This window comes from Aestuariicoccus sp. MJ-SS9 (assembly GCF_032586235.1).
In the GTDB taxonomy this organism is placed as follows: Bacteria; Pseudomonadota; Alphaproteobacteria; order Rhodobacterales; family Rhodobacteraceae; genus Aestuariicoccus.
In genome coordinates, this window is record NZ_JAWHTD010000006.1 from 51855 (window position 1) to 69209 (window position 17355).

Below are 17355 nucleotides of genomic sequence, written 5' to 3' on the forward strand. Positions count from 1 at the left end.
CAAGGACATGCCCATGCTGGACGCTACGAAATCCGCCGTCAGGCCCGCGCACGCGCCCACCGACCACCCCAAGGTCCCCGCCGCCAAGATCGGTATCCTGCTGGCCAACCTCGGCACGCCGGACAATTACGACTATTGGTCGATGCGCCGCTATCTGAACGAATTCCTGTCGGACCGCCGCGTCATCGACTATTCGCCCTGGCTCTGGCAGCCGCTGCTGCAGCTGGTGATCCTGACCAAACGCCCCTTCAGCTCGGGCGAGGCGTACAAGTCGATCTGGAACGAGGATCAGGGCGAAAGCCCGCTGATGACCATCACCAAGGCGCAAACCGCCAAGGTCGCCCAGACCATGCAGCAGGAACACGGCGACCGGGTGATGGTGGATTTCTGCATGCGCTACGGCAATCCGTCGACCAAATCCAAGGTGCGGGAAATGGTCGAGGCGGGTTGCCGCAAGATCCTCTTCTTCCCGCTTTACCCGCATTACGCCGGGGCCACCTCGGCCACCGCGAACGACCAGTTCTTTCGCGCGCTGATGGACGAGAAATGGCAGCCGACGGTCCGCACCGTCGATCCCTATTACGAACATCCGCTTTATATCGAGGCGCTGGCCCAGTCGATCGAGACCGCCTATGCCAAGATGGAAACCCGCCCTGACATCCTGGTCTGTTCCTACCACGGCGTGCCGAAACGCTATCTGATGGAGGGCGATCCCTACCATTGCCAGTGCCAGAAGACGACGCGCCTGCTGAAGGAACGGCTGGGCTGGGACGACACCGAGATCTGCACCACCTTCCAGTCCCGCTTTGGCCCCGAGGAATGGCTGAAGCCCTATACGGTGGAAGAGGTCGCGCGGCTGGCCGAGGAAGAAGGCAAGAAGAACATCGCCGTCTGCGCGCCCGCCTTCTCGGCCGATTGCATCGAGACGCTGGAAGAGATCAACGAAGAGATCAAGGAAAGCTTTGAAGAGGCCGGGGGCGAGCATTTCACCTATATCCCCTGCCTCAACGACGACGATGCGCATATCAAGGCGCTCTGCGCGGTGATCGACGAGAACCTCGAAGGCTGGATGGGCTGACGCTCTCACCCTCTCCGGAATCAAAAAAGGCGGTGCCGCGGCACCGCCTTTTTCATGTCCATTAACCAAAGGTCAGATCAGAAGCACCTGCGTGCCGATCTTGGCCATGCCGAACAGCTGCGCGATGTGTTCGTTGTAAAGACCGATGCATCCGTTCGACGACCGCCGCCCGATCTTGCGCGTGTCGTGGGTGCCGTGGATGCGGTAGTAGGTCCAGCTGAGATAGAGCGCATGGCTGCCCAGCGGATTGTCCGGCCCCGGGCCTACGAACTCCGGCCATTCGGGATTGCGCTTGCGCATCGCCGGGGTCGGGCGCCAGCTGGGCCCTTCGACCTTTCGGATCACCCTGGTGCGGCCGCGGCGCGTCAGATCCTCGGTCAGCGGCACAGACGAGGGGTAAAGGAAATACCGCCCATCCTCGTTCCAGAAGTGCAGCGCGCGCGAGTCGATATCGACCAGGATCGCCCCGTTTCTCAGGTTGCTGAAATACGGCTGCCAGTCGAGCGACCGGAAGCTCGAGATGTTGCGCTTGACCACGCGGCTCAGGTCGCGCTCGACCTCGGTGGTGCCCTCTCCATCGATGGCCTGCGCGATCGACGGTGTTCCAAGCAGCGCGGCCGATCCGGCCAGGAAGGCCCGGCGGCCGAAACGGTTACGGTTCTGGGTACTCATGGCAACGCTCCTTACGGAATCACGATTTAGCTAACATAATATGGCTCGAATGCCGCAGTCGCAAATCAAACCCCCGTGGATTGGCAGGCTCACGCCGATGTGGGTTTGATAAGCCACGTCAGGCAAGGTAAGTCAGACCAGTCTCTAATGCACTGGCAAATTACCATGACCCGCCTCTCGTTCATTTTCGCCCTGATTTCCGTTGTTCTCATGGGCTGTACGACCGCTTCGTATAACGGAGGCGGGCAGTCGCGCGTCGGTGGGTATCGAATTGGCTCCGAAGACACCGGGCGGATCCAGTTTCGGATGCTGGACGCGATCAATGCGCTGCGCAGCGCCGCCGGGGCGCCCGCCCTGTCGCTCGATGCCAAGCTAAACGCCGCTGCCGCGACTCATTCGCGCGATATGTCGGTGCAGAACCGCCCGTGGCACTTCGGGTCGGACGGATCGTCGCCCATCGACCGGGTGCAGCGCGTCGGATACGAGGGCCGTCTGGTCAGCGAGGCGATATCGGAAACCTACGAGACCGAGCTCGAGACCCTGGCCGCATGGATGGAGGACCCGACAACCCGGGCCGTCGTTCTGGACAGCAAGGCAAAGGAAATGGGCTTTGCGTGGTATCAGGAACCCAACGGCAAGATCTGGTGGACCCTGGTCACCGGCACGCCCGATCGCGCGCCGATCTCGTCCTCGGTCGCGGATGTCGCGGCAAACGCCATCGAATCGAGCAACCTTTAGGTCACGCCGCTGTCAGCGGTAGATGCTGATCGGCGTTCCGGTTTCCACCATCGCGTAAATCTCGCGCATGTGCCTATCGGTCACCGCGATGCAGCCCCAGGTCCAGTCGCGCCCGCCGTCGGAATATTCCTTGGGCCGCCCGTGGATAAAGATGTCGCCCCCCGGATCCCGGCCCAGCGCCCGCGCCTCGGCAATGTCCCTGGCGTTGGGATAGGAAATCCCGAGGCTGAGGTAATAGCGGCTGTTGGGATTGCGGCGGTTGATGATGTAGTGCCCCTCGGGCGTCTTGCCGTCGCCCCGCACCTTCTTGTCACCCTCGGGGGCAAAGCCCAGACCGATGTTGTACTGCCGCAGGACATTCTTGCCGTTCAGCAGATAGAGCCGCCGCCGGTCCTTCATGACGACGACCCGCGTCACCTTGGGCCCGCGATAGCCCGACGATTTGGTCGACGGGATCGGAACCGACTGCGCCGCGCAGCCCGAAACGGCGACCGACAGCGCCGACAGAACAATCCACCGTTTCGTGTACATGATCACTGCCCAACCACGTTTGCTCTTGTTTTGGGCGGCTCATATCATTTTTTCAGCGGTTCGCATACAAGGCGCCGCGTCATTTCCGGGCAGAGTTGCATTCCAGCCGCTTTTCGATTGCCTCCAGCCGGGCCAGCACCTCGTCGCGGTAGCTTCCGGTGGCGGCGTTGGCCTCTTCGGCATGGGCGTCCTGCATCGAGTTCACGATCAGACCGACCAGCAGGTTCACCACCGCAAAGGTCGTGACCATGATGAACGGCACGAAGAAGGCCCAGGCGTAGGGGAAGGCCTCCATCACCGGGCGGACGATGCCCATGGACCAGGATTCCAGCGTCATGATCTGAAACAGCGTATAGGCCGAGGTGCCCAGATCGCCGAACCAGTCCGGGAAGGCGTCGCCGAATAGCTTGGTCGCCATGACCGCCCCGATGTAAAAGATCAGCGCCATCAGCAGGAACACGCTGCCCATGCCCGGCAACGCTGTGACAAAGCCCTCGACCACCCTTTGCAGGCGCGGCGTGGCCGACACCAGCCGCAGCACCCGCAGGATGCGCAACGCCCGCAGCACCGCAAAGCCCTGACCGGCGGGCACCAACGCGATCCCGACGATCACGAAATCGAAGATGTTCCAGCCATTGCGGAAGAACCCCGCTCCGCGCGCCACCAGCTTGGCGGCGATCTCGGCCACGAAGACCGCAAGGCACAGGCTGTCCAGCAGCAGGATCAGCGGGCCGACCGCCTGCATCACCTGGTCCGATGTCTCGAGCCCCAACAGAACGGCGTTGAAGATGATCACTCCGATGATCGTGTTGCGCACGATGTTGCGGTCGAGAAACCGGTCGAGTTTTTGGCGAAACGGCATGGACTATCCTTTGAAACGCAGCGCGGCGACCAGTTCCACATGGGTGGACCAGCGGAATTGGTCAACCACTTGCACCCACTCCAGCGCGTACCCGCCCGCGACCAGCGCCGCGCTGTCGCGGGCGAAGGTCACCGGGTTGCAGGACACATGGGCGACCCGTGGCACGCGGGCCTCGGCGATCTGCGCCACCTGCGCCGCCGCCCCGGCGCGTGGCGGGTCTATCACCACGGCGTCGAAGGCTTTCAGTTCATCCGGCAAAAGCGGATTGCGGAACAGGTCGCGCGCCTCATGCGTGACCTGTTTCAGGCCGGTGGCGTTGCGCCACCCGTGATCCAGCGCCGCCAGCATGGCCGCGTCGCCTTCCACCGCATGCACCGGGGCGGTTTCGGCCAGCGGCAGCGAAAAGGTCCCGCATCCGGCGAAAAGATCGGCGATGCGCGTGGCGCCGTCCAGCGCCTCTTCGACGCCGCTCAGCAACGCGGCCTCGCCCTCGGAGGTGGCCTGCAGGAAAGCGCCGGGCGGCGGCGTGACCTGCGCCCGGCCCATCCGCTGCGCAGGCGCGCGGCGCAAGAGCGACTCTCCGTCCCAGCTCAGCCGCGCGAGGTCATACTCGCGCGCCAGATCGGCCAGCGCCGAGCGCAGCGCGGCGTCGATGGGCTTGCCCCCCGTCACCGACACGTCGAGCCCCGCAAGGCTGTCGGTCACCAGCGCCGAAATCTCGCCCTTGCGGCTGGCCCCGGCCACCGCCAGCGCCTCGACCAGCGGCAGCGCGGCGGCGATCGCAGGGCGCACCAGCTGGCACTCAGGCACCGCGACGATCACGTCCGAGCGTTTCATGTGGAAACCGGCCAACGCGCCCTTTTTGGTGCGCCGCGCCGAAAAGACCGCGCGGCGGCGCGAGCGCGGCGGCGAGGTCACGATGCCCCGCAGCGGCGCCTCCAGCCCATGCGCGGCCAGCGCCTGCTGCACCACCTCGGTCTTCCAGTCGGCGGTGAACGCCTGGGTCGCGTGCTGCAACTGGCAGCCGCCGCAGGACCGCGCGTGGCTGCACGGCGGGCGCACCCGCTGATCCGACGGCGTGACGATCCGCGGCGCGGCCATGACGCCGTCAACCGTCTCGCCCTCGACCTCCTCGCCCGGCAGCGCGCCGGGGACATAGACGGGGCCCGGCGCGATCCCGTCGCCCCGATGCCCCAGACGTTCAATGTAAAGACGTTCCATGCCGTGCCTTTTGCCCCGAGCAGGCCCGCGCGTCGAGAGGGCCCGGCTATTCCGCCGCTTCCTGCGCGTTCAGGAATCCGCCCGACTGCCGTTCCCAGTAGCGTGCGTAAAGCCCGCCGCGCGCCAGAAGGTCCTCATGCGTGCCGGTCTCGGCCACATGCCCCTTATCCAGAACGACGATCCGGTCCATGCTCGACAGGGTCGACAGACGGTGCGCGATGGCCAGCACGGTCTTGCCCTCCATCACCCGGTCCAGCGCCTGCTGGATCGAGGCCTCGACCTCGGAATCGAGCGCGCTTGTCGCCTCGTCCAGCACAAGGATCGGCGCGTCCTTCAGGATCGCGCGGGCCAGCGCGATGCGCTGACGCTGACCGCCCGACAGCTTGACCCCCCGTTCGCCCAGATGCGCCGCATAGCCTTCGCGCCCCATGTGGTCGCGCAGGCCGATGATGAATTCATGCGCCTCGGCCTTGCGGGCGGCGGCAAAGACCTCTTCCTCGGTCGCGTCGGGACGGCCATAGCGGATGTTGTCCATGGCCGAGCGGTTGAACATGGCGGTTTCCTGCGTGACCATGCCGATCTGGCGGCGCAGGCTTTCCTGGGTGACATGGGCGATGTCCTGCCCGTCGATCAGAATGCGCCCCTTTTCGGTGTCGTAGAGCCGCAAAAGCAACGCCACCAGCGTCGATTTCCCCGCGCCCGAGGCCCCGACGATCCCCAGTTTTTCGCCCGGCGCGATGGTCATGTCGATATGCTCGACCCCGCCGGTCCGGCGGCCATAGGCAAAGCCCACGTCCTGCAAGGCGATCTCGCCCCGGGGCACCGACAGTTCGGTCGCGTCGTCCTTGTCGACCAGCCGGTGCGGTGGCGTCAGGGTGCGCATGCCATCCTCGACCTCGCCCACATTGGCGTAAAGCGCCATCAGCGTGAAGCTGACCCAGCCGGTCATTTGCGCCAGCCGCAGGCTGACCGCGCCCGTCGCCGCGATATCCCCCGCCGAGATCAGCCCAAGCGACCAGTACCAAAGCGCGCCGCCCACCAGAAGCACCGGCAGAACCCCCGCAAGCGCCATCAGCGAAAAGCGGAAGAGCACCGACACCTCGCCATAGGCCAGCGCCTTGGCGCGCAGATCGCCCATGGCGTTCAGCGCCGCCTTGTCCTCGTGATCCGCATGGGCGAACAGCTTGACCGTCTTGATGTTGGTCGCCGTATCCACGATCTGCCCGGTCACCATGGCCCTTGCCCCGGCCCGCGCCTTGGACCGTTTGCGGATGCGCGGCATGAAAAAGCGGATCATCCAAAGGTAAAACACCATCCAGACCACGAGCCCCAGCGCGATCCGCACGTCCACCGTGCCAAGCAGCAGGACCGCCCCGGCCACCGACGCCAGCGCGAAGAGCACCGTCTGCAGGATCTCAACCGTGGCGTCCGTCAGCGCCCGCGCCGTCTGCATTTCCTTCTGCGCGATGCGCCCCGCGAAATCGTCGTCAAAGAAGGTGACCGACTGGCCCAGCGTATGCCGGTGCAGCCGTTGCAGCACCAGATTATAAAGGTTCGGCCCCACCACGAGGTTCTGCATCAGCGCATTCGTGCCAAAGAACAGTGGCCGTAGGACCATGAAAAAGATCAGCGAAAAGAGCAGAATGCCCGTCTGGTCGCTGAACACCTCGCCCGCCGGGGCGGTCAGCGCGGCGTCCACTACGCGGCCCAGCAGCAAGGCGGCCATCACCTCGACCACTCCGGCCAGAACCGACACGATCCCCGCCGCGGCCAGCGCCGTTCCGCTGCCGCGCAGCGCCCAGCCGATGAACGGCATCAGCCGGCGCGGCGGCGCGCCGCGCGCGGGCGCTAAGGGATCGATCCAGTTGCTCGGCTTCATTCGGCGGCCTTCGTGTCGATATCGAGGAACCCGCCGGATTGACGCGCCCAGAACTGGGCATATAGCCCGCCGTGTTCCAAAAGCGCGTCGTGGCGGCCCTCTTCGACAACGCGGCCCTGATCCAGCACCAGAATGCGGTCCATATGGGCGATGGTGGACAGACGATGCGCGATGGCGATCACCGTCTTGCCCTCCATCATGTCGTAAAGCGTGTCCTGAATCGCCGCCTCGACCTCGGAATCGAGCGCGCTTGTCGCCTCGTCCAGCAACAGGATCGGGGCGTTCTTCAGGATCACCCGCGCCAGCGTCACCCGCTGCCGCTGCCCACCCGACAGTTTGACCCCCCGCTCGCCCACTTGCGCGTCATACCCCGTCCGCCCCTGCGGATCGACGAGATCGAGGATGAACTCATGCGCCTGCGCCTGTTTCGCGGCGGCGATCATCTGATCCTCGGTGGCGTCGGGGCGGCCGTAGAGGATGTTGTCGCGCACCGACCGGTGCAGCAGCGCGCTGTCTTGCTGCACCATCCCGATATTCAGCCGCAGGCTGTCCTGGGTGACATGGCCGATATCCTGCCCGTCGATCAGAATGCGGCCCTGCTCGACGTCGTAAAACCGCAAGAGCAACTTGACGAGGGTCGATTTCCCGGCCCCCGACCGGCCCACCAGCCCCACCTTCTCGCCCGGCGCGATTGTGACCGAGATATTGTCGAGCCCGCCCGCCTCGCGCCCGTAATGATGCGACAGGTCCTCGACCCGGATCTCGCCCTTGTCCATCTCCAGCGGTCTGGCGTCCGGCGCATCGACCAGCGCGATCGGCTGCGAGATCGTCTCCATCCCCTCGGCCACGACGCCGAGCTGGCGAAAGAACGTGGTCAGCGCCCACATGATCCAGCCGGTCATCGCATTAAGCCGCAGCGTCAGCGCGGTCGCCGCCGCGACGGCACCGACGCTCGCCTGTCCCTGCATCCAGAGGTACACGGCCCAGCCCACGACCGACACGATGAGCAACCCGTTCAGCGCGACCAGCGATACGTCCATGATGGTATAGAGCCGCATTTCCACCTGAAACGTCTCGCGCGTGCGCTCGATCGCGTCCTTGGCATAGTCCAGCTCACGGTCGTGATGGGCGAACATCTTGACCGAATGGATGTTGGTATAGGCGTCGACCACGCGGCCCGTGACCTCGCTTCGGGCGTCCGAAGCGGCCTTGGACGCAGGCCCGACGCGCAGGATCACCCAGCGGATCAGCAGCGCATAGCCCGCCAGCCAGAGGATCAGCGGCGCCATCAGCCGCGGATCGGCCTGCCCCAGCAGCACCAGGGCCCCCGCCGCATAGGCCAGCGCAAAGGTGATTGCGTCGAACACCTGGAACACCGCCTCACCGGCGGCGGGGGGCGTCTGCATGATGCGGTTGGCAACGCGGCCAGCGAAGTCGTTTTCGAACCAGCCCACCGATTGCCGCAACACCTGCGCATGGGCGCGCCAGCGTATCAGCGTGCCGAAATTCGGCATGATCGCGTTGTTCAGAACCAGCACATCCAGCGCCTGCAAGAGCGGACGCAGGATCAGGATGAAAAGCGCCAGCCCGATCAGCGCCGTGCCGTGCTGCTCCCAGACCTGGGCCGGGTCGCCCGCCAGAATGTCGACCACCCAACCCATCGCCGCGATCAGCCCGACCTCGACCGACGCCACCACCACCGACAGCAGCGCCGCCCATATGAAGACGCGGCGGAAAGGCTGCGAATAGTCGCGCAGGAACGGCCACAGCCGCGTCGGCGGTGTGTCCGTGGCCTCATAGGGCGCATAGGGATCGACGAGTCGTTCGAAATACCGGAACACGGTACGGGCTCCTGCGGATTTGGGCGCAGTCTTTCCGATTCCCTAGAGGAAGACCATGACGGAAAACCCGGCCAGGGCGACGGCCATCGCCCGGTTGAACACGCGCCACGCAAGCGGCGTCGTCAACAGATAGGCAAGAAGCGCGCCCGCGCCAGTCCAGAAGAGGCAAACGCCCAGATTGATGCCCAAAAAGGCCGAGGCCAGCCGCAGCGCCTCGGACAGTGGCCCCTGCCCGCCGGGATAGGCCGAGGCGGCGGTCAGCGCGACCGCCCAGACCTTGGGGTTGACCCATTGGAACAGCACCGCCTCGACAAAGGTCATGGGGCGCGCCTCGGCTTCGGCGGTCTTGCGGCGCGCGTTCCACAGCCCCCAGGCCATCCACAGAATCCAGCCGCTGGCGAGAATGCTCAGCGTCAGTTTCAGCGCCGGATAGGCCAGGAGGATCGCCCCGATCCCCAGCCCGGTCAGACCCGAGGTAACGCCGACCCCGGCCGCGACCCCCAGCAGATGCGGCACCGTGGCGCGGAACCCGAACCGTGCGCCCGAAGACGTCAGCAAGATGACGTTCGGGCCGGGGGAAAAGAGACCCAGAAAGACAAAGAGGTAAAGCGGATCAACGCTCATCTTCGGACGCCAGAAGCGCCTCGCGCGTCAGCGTAAAGCCCGAGGCGATCCACCGCGTTTCCAGCTCTTGCAGGCGGGCACCGAGGGCGGGCCCCTGATACTCTGGCATCAGATCGCGCGCCTTGACCGGCAGTCGCGCGTTTTCGGCGGCTTTCAGCGCGACCGTGTCGGGCGCAGTCAGTGGAGTTTCGAGCATAGCGCTTCGCAGCGCGAGCGTCGAAAGCGCTGTCTGGATATCGTGGCGATAGGCGATCTCTGCCAGCGTCTCGGTGCCCGAAATCAGGCTCTGGTAAAGCGCAACTCGCCTTTGCCGGTCCTTCGACAGGCGCAGCCCGACCGGATCGACCTGACCCAGCGATACCAGCCGCCGCACCGGATCGGCGGTCAGGCCCAGCGCCGCCTCGGCGGCAACCAGAGGACCCAAAGCGCGCGAATCGGCCCTCGGCATGATCCGCGTCAGGACGCCGGTCCGCGCCATGATCGCCACCGCCTGCGCCGGATCGGGCGCGCCCAGAAGGCGCATCACCTCGCCGCCGATCCGTTCGCGCGACAGCGTCTCCAGCCCGTCCAGCGTGTCTGCAATTGCGGCCAGCGCATCGGCGTCGAACCCGGTCTCGGGGTCGGCGTACCAGGCGGTGAACCGGAAAAAGCGCAGCGTTCTCAGATAATCCTCGCGGATGCGAGTGGTTGCGTCCTCGATAAAGCGAACCTTGCGCGCCTCGAGGTCGGGCAGGCCGCCCAGCGGGTCGATCACCGTCCCGTCAGCGCGCGCGTAAAGCGCGTTCATGGTGAAGTCGCGGCGCAGCGCGTCATCCTCGATCCGGGTCGAATAATGCACCACCGCGCGGCGGCCGTCGGTTTCCACGTCCTTGCGGAAGGTCGTGACCTCCAGCCCCTCGCCTTCGGTCACCACGGTCACGGTGCCGTGGTCGATCCCTGTGGGCACCGGTTTCAGACCTGCGGCCTCGGCCAGCGCAATGACCCGTTCGGGCACCGCATCCGTCGCGATATCCACATCCGACACCGGCACGCCCAGCAACGCATTGCGCACGCAGCCGCCGACGACCAGCGCCTGATGCCCGGCGTCCGTCAGCAGGTTCAGAACCCGCTGCGTGGCCGGGGCCGTCAGCCAATCGCCGGTGACGCGGGTCATGGCGCCATCCGGTCAGCCAGCCCGCGCAGGATCCGCGCGGTCGCGCCCCAGATGTAGTACGGCCCGAAGGGCACCGCATAGTAATGCCGCCGCTGCCCGCGCCAGCGGCGCGATTGCACCGTGTAACGCGCGGGGTCCATGACATGCGCCAGCGGCACAGCGAACACCTCGGCCACCTCGCCGGGTTCGGGGCGAGGATCGAAGGGCGCGGTGACGCGGCCGATCACAGGCGTGATCATGAAGCCGGTCACGGTCTCATGCGGGGGCAAGGCCCCGAGGATGTCGACCGACGCAGACGGCAAGCCGATCTCTTCCTCGGCTTCGCGCAGGGCGGCGGCGGTCGCGTCGGCGTCGGTGTCGTCCTGCTTGCCGCCCGGAAACGCCACCTGCCCCGGATGATGCCGCAGCGCCGAGGAACGTTTGGTCAGCCAGACATCCAGCCCGCCGGTCCGCTCCTCTACCGCCATCAGAACCCCGGCGGCGCGCAGTTTGCGGCCTTCGGGCAGCACCACGCCCGGATTCAGATCGAAGTCCGACGACGCCGCGCTGCCCTGCGCAAGCGCGCGCCGAAGCGCCTCGATCTGATCACTTGCCGTCGTCATCGGCCTCGAACCCCACGGTGGCGGGGTCCAGCTCGTAATGGGCGCCGCAGAACTGGCAATCGGCGGTGACGATGCCGTCGTCCGTGGTCATCTTTTCGATGTCGCTGGCCGAATAGATCGACAGCGACTGGCGCACCCGATCCTCCGAACAGGTGCAGCCGAAACGCACCGTTTGCGCATCGAAAACGCGCGGGCCTTCCTCGTGGAACAGGCGCACCAGCAGGTCCGTCGGCGGCAGCGTCGGGCCGATCAGCTCGATATCGTCGACCGTATCGAGATGGAAATTCACCCGGTTCCAGTTCTCGCTGTCGTCGTCGTGCACGATGTCGCGCGCGGCCAGCAGGCCGCCCTCGCCCGATCCGCCGTCCTTCGCGAAGGGCGAGGCCTTGGGCATGTGCTGCACCATGATCCCGCCGGCGCGCCAATGCTCGGCGATGCCCGGCTCGGTCGATTTGCCGAACGACAGCGAAAACCGCGTGGGCAGCTGTTCGGACTGGGCGAAATAGGCCTCGGCGCATTCGCGCAGGCTGCCGCCGGCGATGGGGGTGATGCCCTGATAGGGCGTCGTGCCCTTGCCCTGGTCGATCAGGATGGCGAAATAGCCCTCGCCAAGCTGCGCGAACGGCGCGGCGCCGGTCACGCGGCCAGCGTCGAAACTGGCGTAGGCGCGAATGCGGGCCGAATCGCCCTCTTTCTCGGGGCCGTAGTAATCCGTGGCGATCATCCGCACCGCGCCCTTGGTCTGAACCTGCAAGGACAGCTTCCAGCGCAGCTTGATCGTCTGGCCGATCAGCGCGGTCAGCAGGGCCATTTCCGCCACCAGCGCCTCGACCGGGGCGGGGTAATCGTGCTGCTTCAGGATCCCGTCAAGCACGCCATCCAGCCGCGCCACGCGGCCGCGGATGTCGGATTGATCGAGCTGAAACGGCAGGACTGTATCGTCCCAGGCGATTTTTGTGCCTAAGGTCATGGGGTTTCCTTATGGGCCGGGGGTTGGCATACCGCGACCATATAGGCGACCACAAGGCAGGGACCAAGGGGCAAGCTATGATCCCACGGTATGGCAGACCGCCGGAGAACGGCAGGAAATATATCCGCAGACCCGGGGTTTACGCGATTCTGCCGCGCGGAGCGTCGTTGCTGGTCACCCATCAGGAGCGGCCCTGGTCCGAATTTCAGCTGCCCGGCGGCGGGGTCGATCCGGGCGAATCGCCCCTGACGGCGCTTTATCGCGAGGTGTTCGAGGAAACCGGCTGGCACATCGCGCGGCCGCGCCGTATCGGGGCCTTTCGCCGTTTCACCTACATGCCGGAATACGATCTTTGGGCCGAAAAGCTCTGCACGATCTACATGGCCCAGCCGATCCGCGCGCATGGTCCCGCGCAAGAGGACAACCACCTGGCGCTCTGGATGCCGCACGAACGCGCCCGCCGCGAGCTGGGCAATCCCGGCGACCGGGCCTTTGTCGCGCGTTATTGCGGCTGAGCGCCGCCGAGCATATCGAATTCGACCAGCGTTGCAGACACATCGTCCTGCAGGCTCTGTTCATGGTCCATCCGCTTGCTCAGCCGCCAAAAGAGATCGTCGAGAAATTCCGGGCCCTCTCCATGCCCGTCGCAATCGGCGACGATGTCCAGCAAGCCGTCTTCACCCAGCATCCCGCCATTGCTTAGCTCCGCCTCGGTGAAGCCATCGGAATAGATCAGCAGGCGGTCGCCCGGCGCCATCACGAAATCGACGGGGTCATAGCACACCTCGTCCACAAGCCCGATCGGCAGACCGCCGTCGCCCAGAAAGCGCGTACCGCCATCCGCCTTCAGCAGCAGCGGCGGCGGATGGCCGGCCTGCACCAGTCGGGTCCGCCCTGTTCGCAGATCGACCTTGGCAAAGGCCATCGTCATGTATTCGGCGACGCCGGGATCTGCCGACAGACGCTCGTTCAACAGCTGCGCGACGTGTTCGGGCCGGCGCATGCTGGAAAAACCGGCGCAATCGCGGTCGAAGGCGAGGTTCTGTTCGGGAAACAGACTGGACAGATAGCCCGCCACGCGCGCGGTCACCAGCGCCGAGGTGATCCCGTGCCCGGACACGTCGATGCCATAGGCGCCGATCTGCGCGTAATCCGATGCGAAGGCCCCCACCAGATCGCCGCCGACATGGCCGCAGGGCTTGAGCAGCATGCTTACCCGCGACGTCCCGAAAACCCGGCTGCGATCCGGGACAAGCGCCTGCTGGATCGTCCGCGCCTGCTGCAGATCGCGGTCGATCTCGTCGTAGACAGCCTGCAGACGGTCCAGCGTTTCGGTGATCATCCGGTTCTGCGAACACAGTTGCTGCTGCATCGCGATGACCCTTGCACCGGCATTGATCCGGGCGCGCAATTCGTCGGAATTGACCGGTTTGGTCAGGAAATCGTCCGCCCCGGCATCGAGCCCGCGCGCGATCTCGCCTTTTTCGGATTTCGAGGTGAGCAGGATGAAATAGCCATAGCCCTGGCGCGGCATGTCGCGGAAATGGCGGCAGAACTCCAACCCGTCCATACCCGGCATCATCCAGTCCGACAGCACCAGATCGGGCGGGGTCCGGCGGCAGATTTCCAGCGCCTCCTGCCCGGAACTGGCCTGCATCACCTCGAACCCCAGCCGATCGAGAATACCGGTGATGATCCGTAATTGTAGCCGGCTGTCGTCGACCACCAGCACGCGGCGGAGCGTCGAATCGGCGGCCGAAAATTCGGCATCTGAAATCTTGGCCGTGTGCACCAGGCTCTCCCGCGTCTTACTCGAACGAAAATCTGATTAGCATCCGTCGGCTTAACGCCATCTAAATGTTAAAATGCTTTGGAATTCCCATTCGCGCCTAAACGTCTTGTTCAGGTTTGCCGCCAATACCACCCCAAGGAGGTGGTTTGGATGATCGACTGGGACCGCGCCCTGGAGCTGCGCGAAGAAATGGGCGAGGATGGGTTTGACGAGGTGATCGAGCTCTTCCTGACCGAGGTTGAAGAGGCGCTCGATCGGCTGGGCGACGACGCGGGCAACCCCGCCGCAATGGAATCAGCGCTGCATTTCCTGAAAGGGGCCGCGTTGAACCTGGGTTTCAAGGGGTTCGCCGCGCTCTGCGCCAAGGGCGAATCCGAGGCGTCGGCAGGCGATGTCTCGGCCATAGAAACAGACGGGGTCCGTGCGCTCTATCATGCCTCGAAAACCGATTTCCTGACCGGTCTGCACGCCCGCGTGGCCTAAATCCTGCGGTGAAGATCGCGCAGGTCGGGGTTTTCGTCGTCCCAGACACGCGCGCGCAATTTGCGCATCCCCTCGATCCAGCGGTCCATGTCAGCCATGCGGCCCCGGGCCAGATCGGCGGCCTCGGGGTGCGGCAGGATCAGAAAGCGCCCCGCCCTCAGCCCCTCGACCAGCGCTTGGGCCACATCGTCGGGCAGGATCACCCGGTCGTGCGGGCGATCCTCGGCGCGGTCATCGTCATAGCCCAGCAGCGGGGTGGCGACGTAAAGCGGGCAAACGACCGACACGTTGATCCCCTGGTCACCATGGCTGATCGCCAGCGATTGCGCCAGGCTGACGGCGGCGTGTTTCGTCGCCGAATAGGCCGCGTCGCCGATCTGCGACAACAGCCCCGCGGCCGAGGCCACGTTCAACAGCCAGCCTTCGCCGCGCGCGATCATGTCGGGCAGGATCAGGCGGCAGGCGCGCACATGGGCCATCACGTGCACATCCCAGCTGTCCTGCCATTGCGCATCATCCGCCGAAACCGCCATGTCGCCGTCGCCACGCGCAAACCCGGCGTTCGAGCACCACAGGTCGATCTGGCCAAGCACCCGGTTGGCATGGGTCACCAGATCCGCGATCTGCCGAGGGTCGCGCACATCGCAGGCCAGGCTGTGACCGCCGATCTCTTCCGCGACCCTTGCCGCCGCCGCGCCATCCAGATCCGACACCAGCACCCGCATCCCCTGCGCCGTCAGCGCGTGGGCGATGGCGCGCCCGATCCCCTGCCCCGCACCGGTGACGACCGCGCTGCGCCCGGCGAACCGCATCAGATCACGAATTGCGCCAGGACCTCATCGTCGGTGATGTCCTGATAGGCGAAGCCATGCGCGTCGAGCTTTTCGAACAGCGTCTCAAAACCCTGCGGATCCTCGGTCTCGATACCGATCAGGACCGACCCGAAGTTGCGCGCCGATTTCTTCAGATACTCGAACCGGGCGATATCGTCCTTGGGGCCAAGAAAGTTCAGGAAATCCCTGAGCGCCCCGGGCCGCTGCGGCATCCTCAGGATAAAGTACTTCTTCACCCCGGAATAGCGCAGCGCGCGTTCCTTGACCTCGGGCAGACGCTCGAAATCGAAATTGCCGCCGGTGGTCACGCAGACCACGGTGCGCCCGGCGATGGATTGCCCCAGGTCTTTCAGCGCATCGACAGACAGCGCCCCCGCCGGTTCCAGAACGATCCCTTCGACATTCAGCATCTCGAGGATCGTGGTACACAGCCGGTCCTCGGGGATGGTCAGCGTATTGGCAAGGCCGACGCCGCTGAGACGGGCAAAGGTGCGCGCGCCAATCTGACCCACCGCCGCGCCATCGGCAAAGGTGTTCACCTGATCGAGCTTGACCGGACGCCCGGCCTGCAGCGCCGCCCGCAGGCAGGCCCCACCCGCCGGTTCGACAAAGGTATACTGACATTCCGTTCCGAAATAGCTCAGCATCCCGGCGCTAAGCCCGCCGCCACCCACGGGCAGCACCAGATGGTCGGGGGCGTGACCCAGCTGCGCCTCGATCTCGACCGCGACGCTGGCCTGGCCCTCGATCACGTCGTCATCGTCGAACGGCGACAGGAAATGCCCACCGGCCTCGGCGCAGAATTCCTGCGCGGCTTTCAGCGTGTCGTCGAAATAATCGCCGATCAACCGGATCTCGATCGCGTCGCCGCCGAACATGCCGGTTTTCTGGATCTTCTGCTGCGGCGTCGTCACCGGCATGAAGATCACACCCTTCTTGCCGAAATGCCGGCACATGAAGGCGACGCCCTGCGCGTGGTTGCCCGCACTTGCGCAGACAAAAAGCGGCACGTCGGGATGTTTGCGCATGGCGTTGAACGCCCCGCGCAGCTTGTAGCTGCGCACCGGGCTCAGATCCTCGCGCTTGAGCCAGAGGTCGCAGCCGTAGCGCTCCGACAGATGGGCATTGCGCAAAAGCGGCGTGGCGGGAAAGACCTCGCGCATGGCCTGTTCGGCCAGGCGGGCGTTCTGCTTAAACTCGTCCATGCGTCACTCGTGGCCCATGCCCGGCGTCAAGGCAAGCCTTAGTCGATGGATCGGCCTTCGACGAAATGGCCGTAAAGCGTGGTCAGAACCGATATCCCGATGACCGTGGCGAACCAGCTCACCACCAGGCCGTAGATCAGGTTGATGACCGAGGTCGGATCGCCGTTCAGCCAGCTTGGCAACTGGATCACCACGCTGGCCCCGATGACGATCAGCGCGAGCGTCAGAATGGTGCCCGACTCGCCCTTTGTCGCGTCCCATGCCTCGCCGAGCGTCAGCTTGCGGCCCAGCGCCGCGGCGGGCAGCATCACCCCCAGCCGGAAGAACACATAAGCCGCAAGCCCCACGATCCCCAGCGACACCGCCGCGCCAAGCGGCGCAAGCCCGGCCGCGATCAGCCCGGCCGGGACAGAGGCGACGATCACCGCCAGTACCACCATCAGCGCGATCAGGATCGACCGCCCCAGATAGGCCATCATATAGGATCCGTGCCATTGCGGCAGCCAGCCGGTCGGATATTCTTCGGCCAGCACAAAGCGGTGCCACGCCACCGCGATCCAGAGGCTCGCAACGACCGCCAGCAAGCCAAGGATCAGGTTCACGACCATCGCGCCCGGATCCATCATCGGCATTTCCATCCCGCCACCGAGATCGGTCATCACGGGCGGGTTGGCGAAGACATACAGCTGGTTGGCCACCTGCACGAGGTAGAGCACCAGAGACACCCGCAGCGCGGCCCCGAGGTTGTTCAAAACCAAACGGACGGAATGGGTGAAGATGTGCCAGCCTTTCATCGGAACGATCCTTACGCAAAACACGGTCCGACCACGCCTATCACGCTTTCAAGGCAGGTCAACGCGGGCAATCTTGC

The 17355-nt window shown here is 65.3% G+C and carries 18 protein-coding genes; 4 read left to right on the forward strand and 14 right to left on the reverse strand.

Annotated features, from left to right (window positions below; all coding sequences use genetic code 11):
* Positions 1–13: 13 nt before the first annotated feature.
* The gene (gene hemH, locus RXV88_RS06290) at positions 14–1078 is read left to right on the forward strand and encodes a ferrochelatase (RefSeq protein ID WP_316291258.1); all 1065 of its coding nucleotides are present in this window, start codon (positions 14–16) and stop codon (positions 1076–1078) included.
* Positions 1079–1150: 72 nt separating this feature from the next.
* Here hemH and RXV88_RS06295 read toward each other — a convergent pair whose 3' ends face one another.
* Positions 1151–1750, reverse strand: coding sequence for a L,D-transpeptidase (locus tag RXV88_RS06295; RefSeq protein ID WP_316291259.1), 600 nt, complete (start codon positions 1748–1750; stop codon positions 1151–1153).
* Positions 1751–1915: 165 nt separating this feature from the next.
* Here RXV88_RS06295 and RXV88_RS06300 point away from each other — a divergent pair, with 165 nt between their 5' ends.
* Positions 1916–2488, forward strand: a complete 573-nt coding sequence (locus RXV88_RS06300; protein WP_410468803.1) for a CAP domain-containing protein — start codon at positions 1916–1918, stop codon at positions 2486–2488.
* A 12-nt stretch (positions 2489–2500) separates the two neighbouring features.
* On the opposite strand, the gene RXV88_RS06305 is transcribed toward RXV88_RS06300, so the two are convergent.
* The 9 genes from RXV88_RS06305 to RXV88_RS06345 form a co-directional block, all read right to left on the reverse strand.
* Positions 2501–3019 carry a murein L,D-transpeptidase family protein gene (locus tag RXV88_RS06305; protein ID WP_316291260.1) on the reverse strand — a complete coding sequence of 173 codons (519 nt, stop codon included), beginning with the start codon at positions 3017–3019 and terminating at the stop codon, positions 2501–2503.
* Between the two features lie 79 nt (positions 3020–3098).
* On the reverse strand, positions 3099–3881 hold the full coding sequence (locus tag RXV88_RS06310) for an ion transporter (RefSeq protein ID WP_316291261.1): 783 nt from the start codon (positions 3879–3881) through the stop codon (positions 3099–3101).
* Positions 3882–3884: 3 nt separating this feature from the next.
* The gene (locus tag RXV88_RS06315) at positions 3885–5102 is read right to left on the reverse strand and encodes a class I SAM-dependent RNA methyltransferase (RefSeq protein ID WP_316291262.1); all 1218 of its coding nucleotides are present in this window, start codon (positions 5100–5102) and stop codon (positions 3885–3887) included.
* 46 nt (positions 5103–5148) lie between these two features.
* Complete coding sequence (locus RXV88_RS06320) at positions 5149–6981, reverse strand: ABC transporter ATP-binding protein (protein ID WP_316291263.1); 1833 nt, start codon at positions 6979–6981, stop codon at positions 5149–5151.
* Positions 6978–8822: an ABC transporter ATP-binding protein gene (locus RXV88_RS06325; protein ID WP_316291264.1), complete on the reverse strand. Its 1845-nt coding sequence runs from the start codon at positions 8820–8822 to the stop codon at positions 6978–6980. The genes RXV88_RS06320 and RXV88_RS06325 overlap by 4 nt, the downstream gene beginning before the upstream one ends.
* 42 nt (positions 8823–8864) lie before the next feature.
* Positions 8865–9446, reverse strand: a complete 582-nt coding sequence (locus tag RXV88_RS06330; protein ID WP_316291265.1) for a LysE family translocator — start codon at positions 9444–9446, stop codon at positions 8865–8867.
* Positions 9436–10599, reverse strand: a complete 1164-nt coding sequence (locus tag RXV88_RS06335) for a CCA tRNA nucleotidyltransferase (RefSeq protein ID WP_316291266.1) — start codon at positions 10597–10599, stop codon at positions 9436–9438. Before RXV88_RS06335 ends, RXV88_RS06330 begins: the two co-directional genes overlap by 11 nt.
* On the reverse strand, positions 10596–11201 hold the full coding sequence (locus RXV88_RS06340) for a CoA pyrophosphatase (RefSeq protein ID WP_316291267.1): 606 nt from the start codon (positions 11199–11201) through the stop codon (positions 10596–10598). The genes RXV88_RS06335 and RXV88_RS06340 overlap by 4 nt, the downstream gene beginning before the upstream one ends.
* Positions 11185–12171 carry an Hsp33 family molecular chaperone HslO gene (locus RXV88_RS06345; protein ID WP_316291268.1) on the reverse strand — a complete coding sequence of 329 codons (987 nt, stop codon included), beginning with the start codon at positions 12169–12171 and terminating at the stop codon, positions 11185–11187. Before RXV88_RS06345 ends, RXV88_RS06340 begins: the two co-directional genes overlap by 17 nt.
* Positions 12172–12338: 167 nt before the next feature.
* Here RXV88_RS06345 and RXV88_RS06350 point away from each other — a divergent pair, with 167 nt between their 5' ends.
* Entirely contained in the window at positions 12339–12686 is a 348-nt protein-coding gene (locus tag RXV88_RS06350) for an NUDIX hydrolase (protein WP_316291269.1), read from the forward strand.
* Here the strand turns inward: RXV88_RS06350 and RXV88_RS06355 are convergent.
* Positions 12674–13963 carry a fused response regulator/phosphatase gene (locus RXV88_RS06355; RefSeq protein ID WP_316291270.1) on the reverse strand — a complete coding sequence of 430 codons (1290 nt, stop codon included), beginning with the start codon at positions 13961–13963 and terminating at the stop codon, positions 12674–12676. The genes RXV88_RS06350 and RXV88_RS06355 overlap by 13 nt on opposite strands.
* 150 nt (positions 13964–14113) lie before the next feature.
* On the opposite strand from RXV88_RS06355, the gene RXV88_RS06360 reads away from it, so the two are divergent.
* Complete coding sequence (locus tag RXV88_RS06360) at positions 14114–14446, forward strand: Hpt domain-containing protein (RefSeq protein ID WP_316291271.1); 333 nt, start codon at positions 14114–14116, stop codon at positions 14444–14446.
* Here the strand turns inward: RXV88_RS06360 and RXV88_RS06365 are convergent.
* From RXV88_RS06365 to RXV88_RS06375, 3 genes are read right to left on the reverse strand one after another with little or no spacing between them, the layout of a single operon-like run.
* Positions 14443–15258 (reverse strand): SDR family oxidoreductase, encoded by an 816-nt coding sequence (locus RXV88_RS06365; protein ID WP_316291272.1) that lies wholly within the window; start codon positions 15256–15258, stop codon positions 14443–14445. The genes RXV88_RS06360 and RXV88_RS06365 overlap by 4 nt on opposite strands.
* A complete protein-coding gene (gene ilvA / locus RXV88_RS06370) occupies positions 15258–16484 on the reverse strand; it encodes a threonine ammonia-lyase IlvA (protein ID WP_316291273.1) in 1227 nt (408 codons plus the stop codon). Before ilvA ends, RXV88_RS06365 begins: the two co-directional genes overlap by 1 nt.
* A 38-nt stretch (positions 16485–16522) precedes the next feature.
* Positions 16523–17278, reverse strand: coding sequence for a hypothetical protein (locus RXV88_RS06375; RefSeq protein ID WP_316291274.1), 756 nt, complete (start codon positions 17276–17278; stop codon positions 16523–16525).
* Positions 17279–17355 lie beyond the last annotated feature (77 nt).

Excerpts from the sequence above, each read along its gene's own strand:
- RXV88_RS06310 (WP_316291261.1), bottom strand. The coding sequence starts at position 3,881 with ATGCCGTTTCGCCAAAAACTCGACCGGTTTCTCGACCGCAACATCGTG.
- RXV88_RS06335 (WP_316291266.1), bottom strand. The coding sequence starts at position 10,599 with ATGACCCGCGTCACCGGCGATTGGCTGACGGCCCCGGCCACGCAGCGG.
- RXV88_RS06360 (WP_316291271.1), top strand. The coding sequence starts at position 14,114 with ATGATCGACTGGGACCGCGCCCTGGAGCTGCGCGAAGAAATGGGCGAG.
- RXV88_RS06330 (WP_316291265.1), bottom strand. The coding sequence starts at position 9,446 with ATGAGCGTTGATCCGCTTTACCTCTTTGTCTTTCTGGGTCTCTTTTCC.
- RXV88_RS06295 (WP_316291259.1), bottom strand. The coding sequence starts at position 1,750 with ATGAGTACCCAGAACCGTAACCGTTTCGGCCGCCGGGCCTTCCTGGCC.
- RXV88_RS06375 (WP_316291274.1), bottom strand. The coding sequence starts at position 17,278 with ATGAAAGGCTGGCACATCTTCACCCATTCCGTCCGTTTGGTTTTGAAC.
- ilvA (WP_316291273.1), bottom strand. The coding sequence starts at position 16,484 with ATGGACGAGTTTAAGCAGAACGCCCGCCTGGCCGAACAGGCCATGCGC.
- RXV88_RS06315 (WP_316291262.1), bottom strand. The coding sequence starts at position 5,102 with ATGGAACGTCTTTACATTGAACGTCTGGGGCATCGGGGCGACGGGATC.
- hemH (WP_316291258.1), top strand. The coding sequence starts at position 14 with ATGCTGGACGCTACGAAATCCGCCGTCAGGCCCGCGCACGCGCCCACC.
- RXV88_RS06300 (WP_410468803.1), top strand. The coding sequence starts at position 1,916 with ATGACCCGCCTCTCGTTCATTTTCGCCCTGATTTCCGTTGTTCTCATG.
- RXV88_RS06365 (WP_316291272.1), bottom strand. The coding sequence starts at position 15,258 with ATGCGGTTCGCCGGGCGCAGCGCGGTCGTCACCGGTGCGGGGCAGGGG.
- RXV88_RS06305 (WP_316291260.1), bottom strand. The coding sequence starts at position 3,019 with ATGTACACGAAACGGTGGATTGTTCTGTCGGCGCTGTCGGTCGCCGTT.
- RXV88_RS06340 (WP_316291267.1), bottom strand. The coding sequence starts at position 11,201 with ATGACGACGGCAAGTGATCAGATCGAGGCGCTTCGGCGCGCGCTTGCG.
- RXV88_RS06320 (WP_316291263.1), bottom strand. The coding sequence starts at position 6,981 with ATGAAGCCGAGCAACTGGATCGATCCCTTAGCGCCCGCGCGCGGCGCG.
- RXV88_RS06345 (WP_316291268.1), bottom strand. The coding sequence starts at position 12,171 with ATGACCTTAGGCACAAAAATCGCCTGGGACGATACAGTCCTGCCGTTT.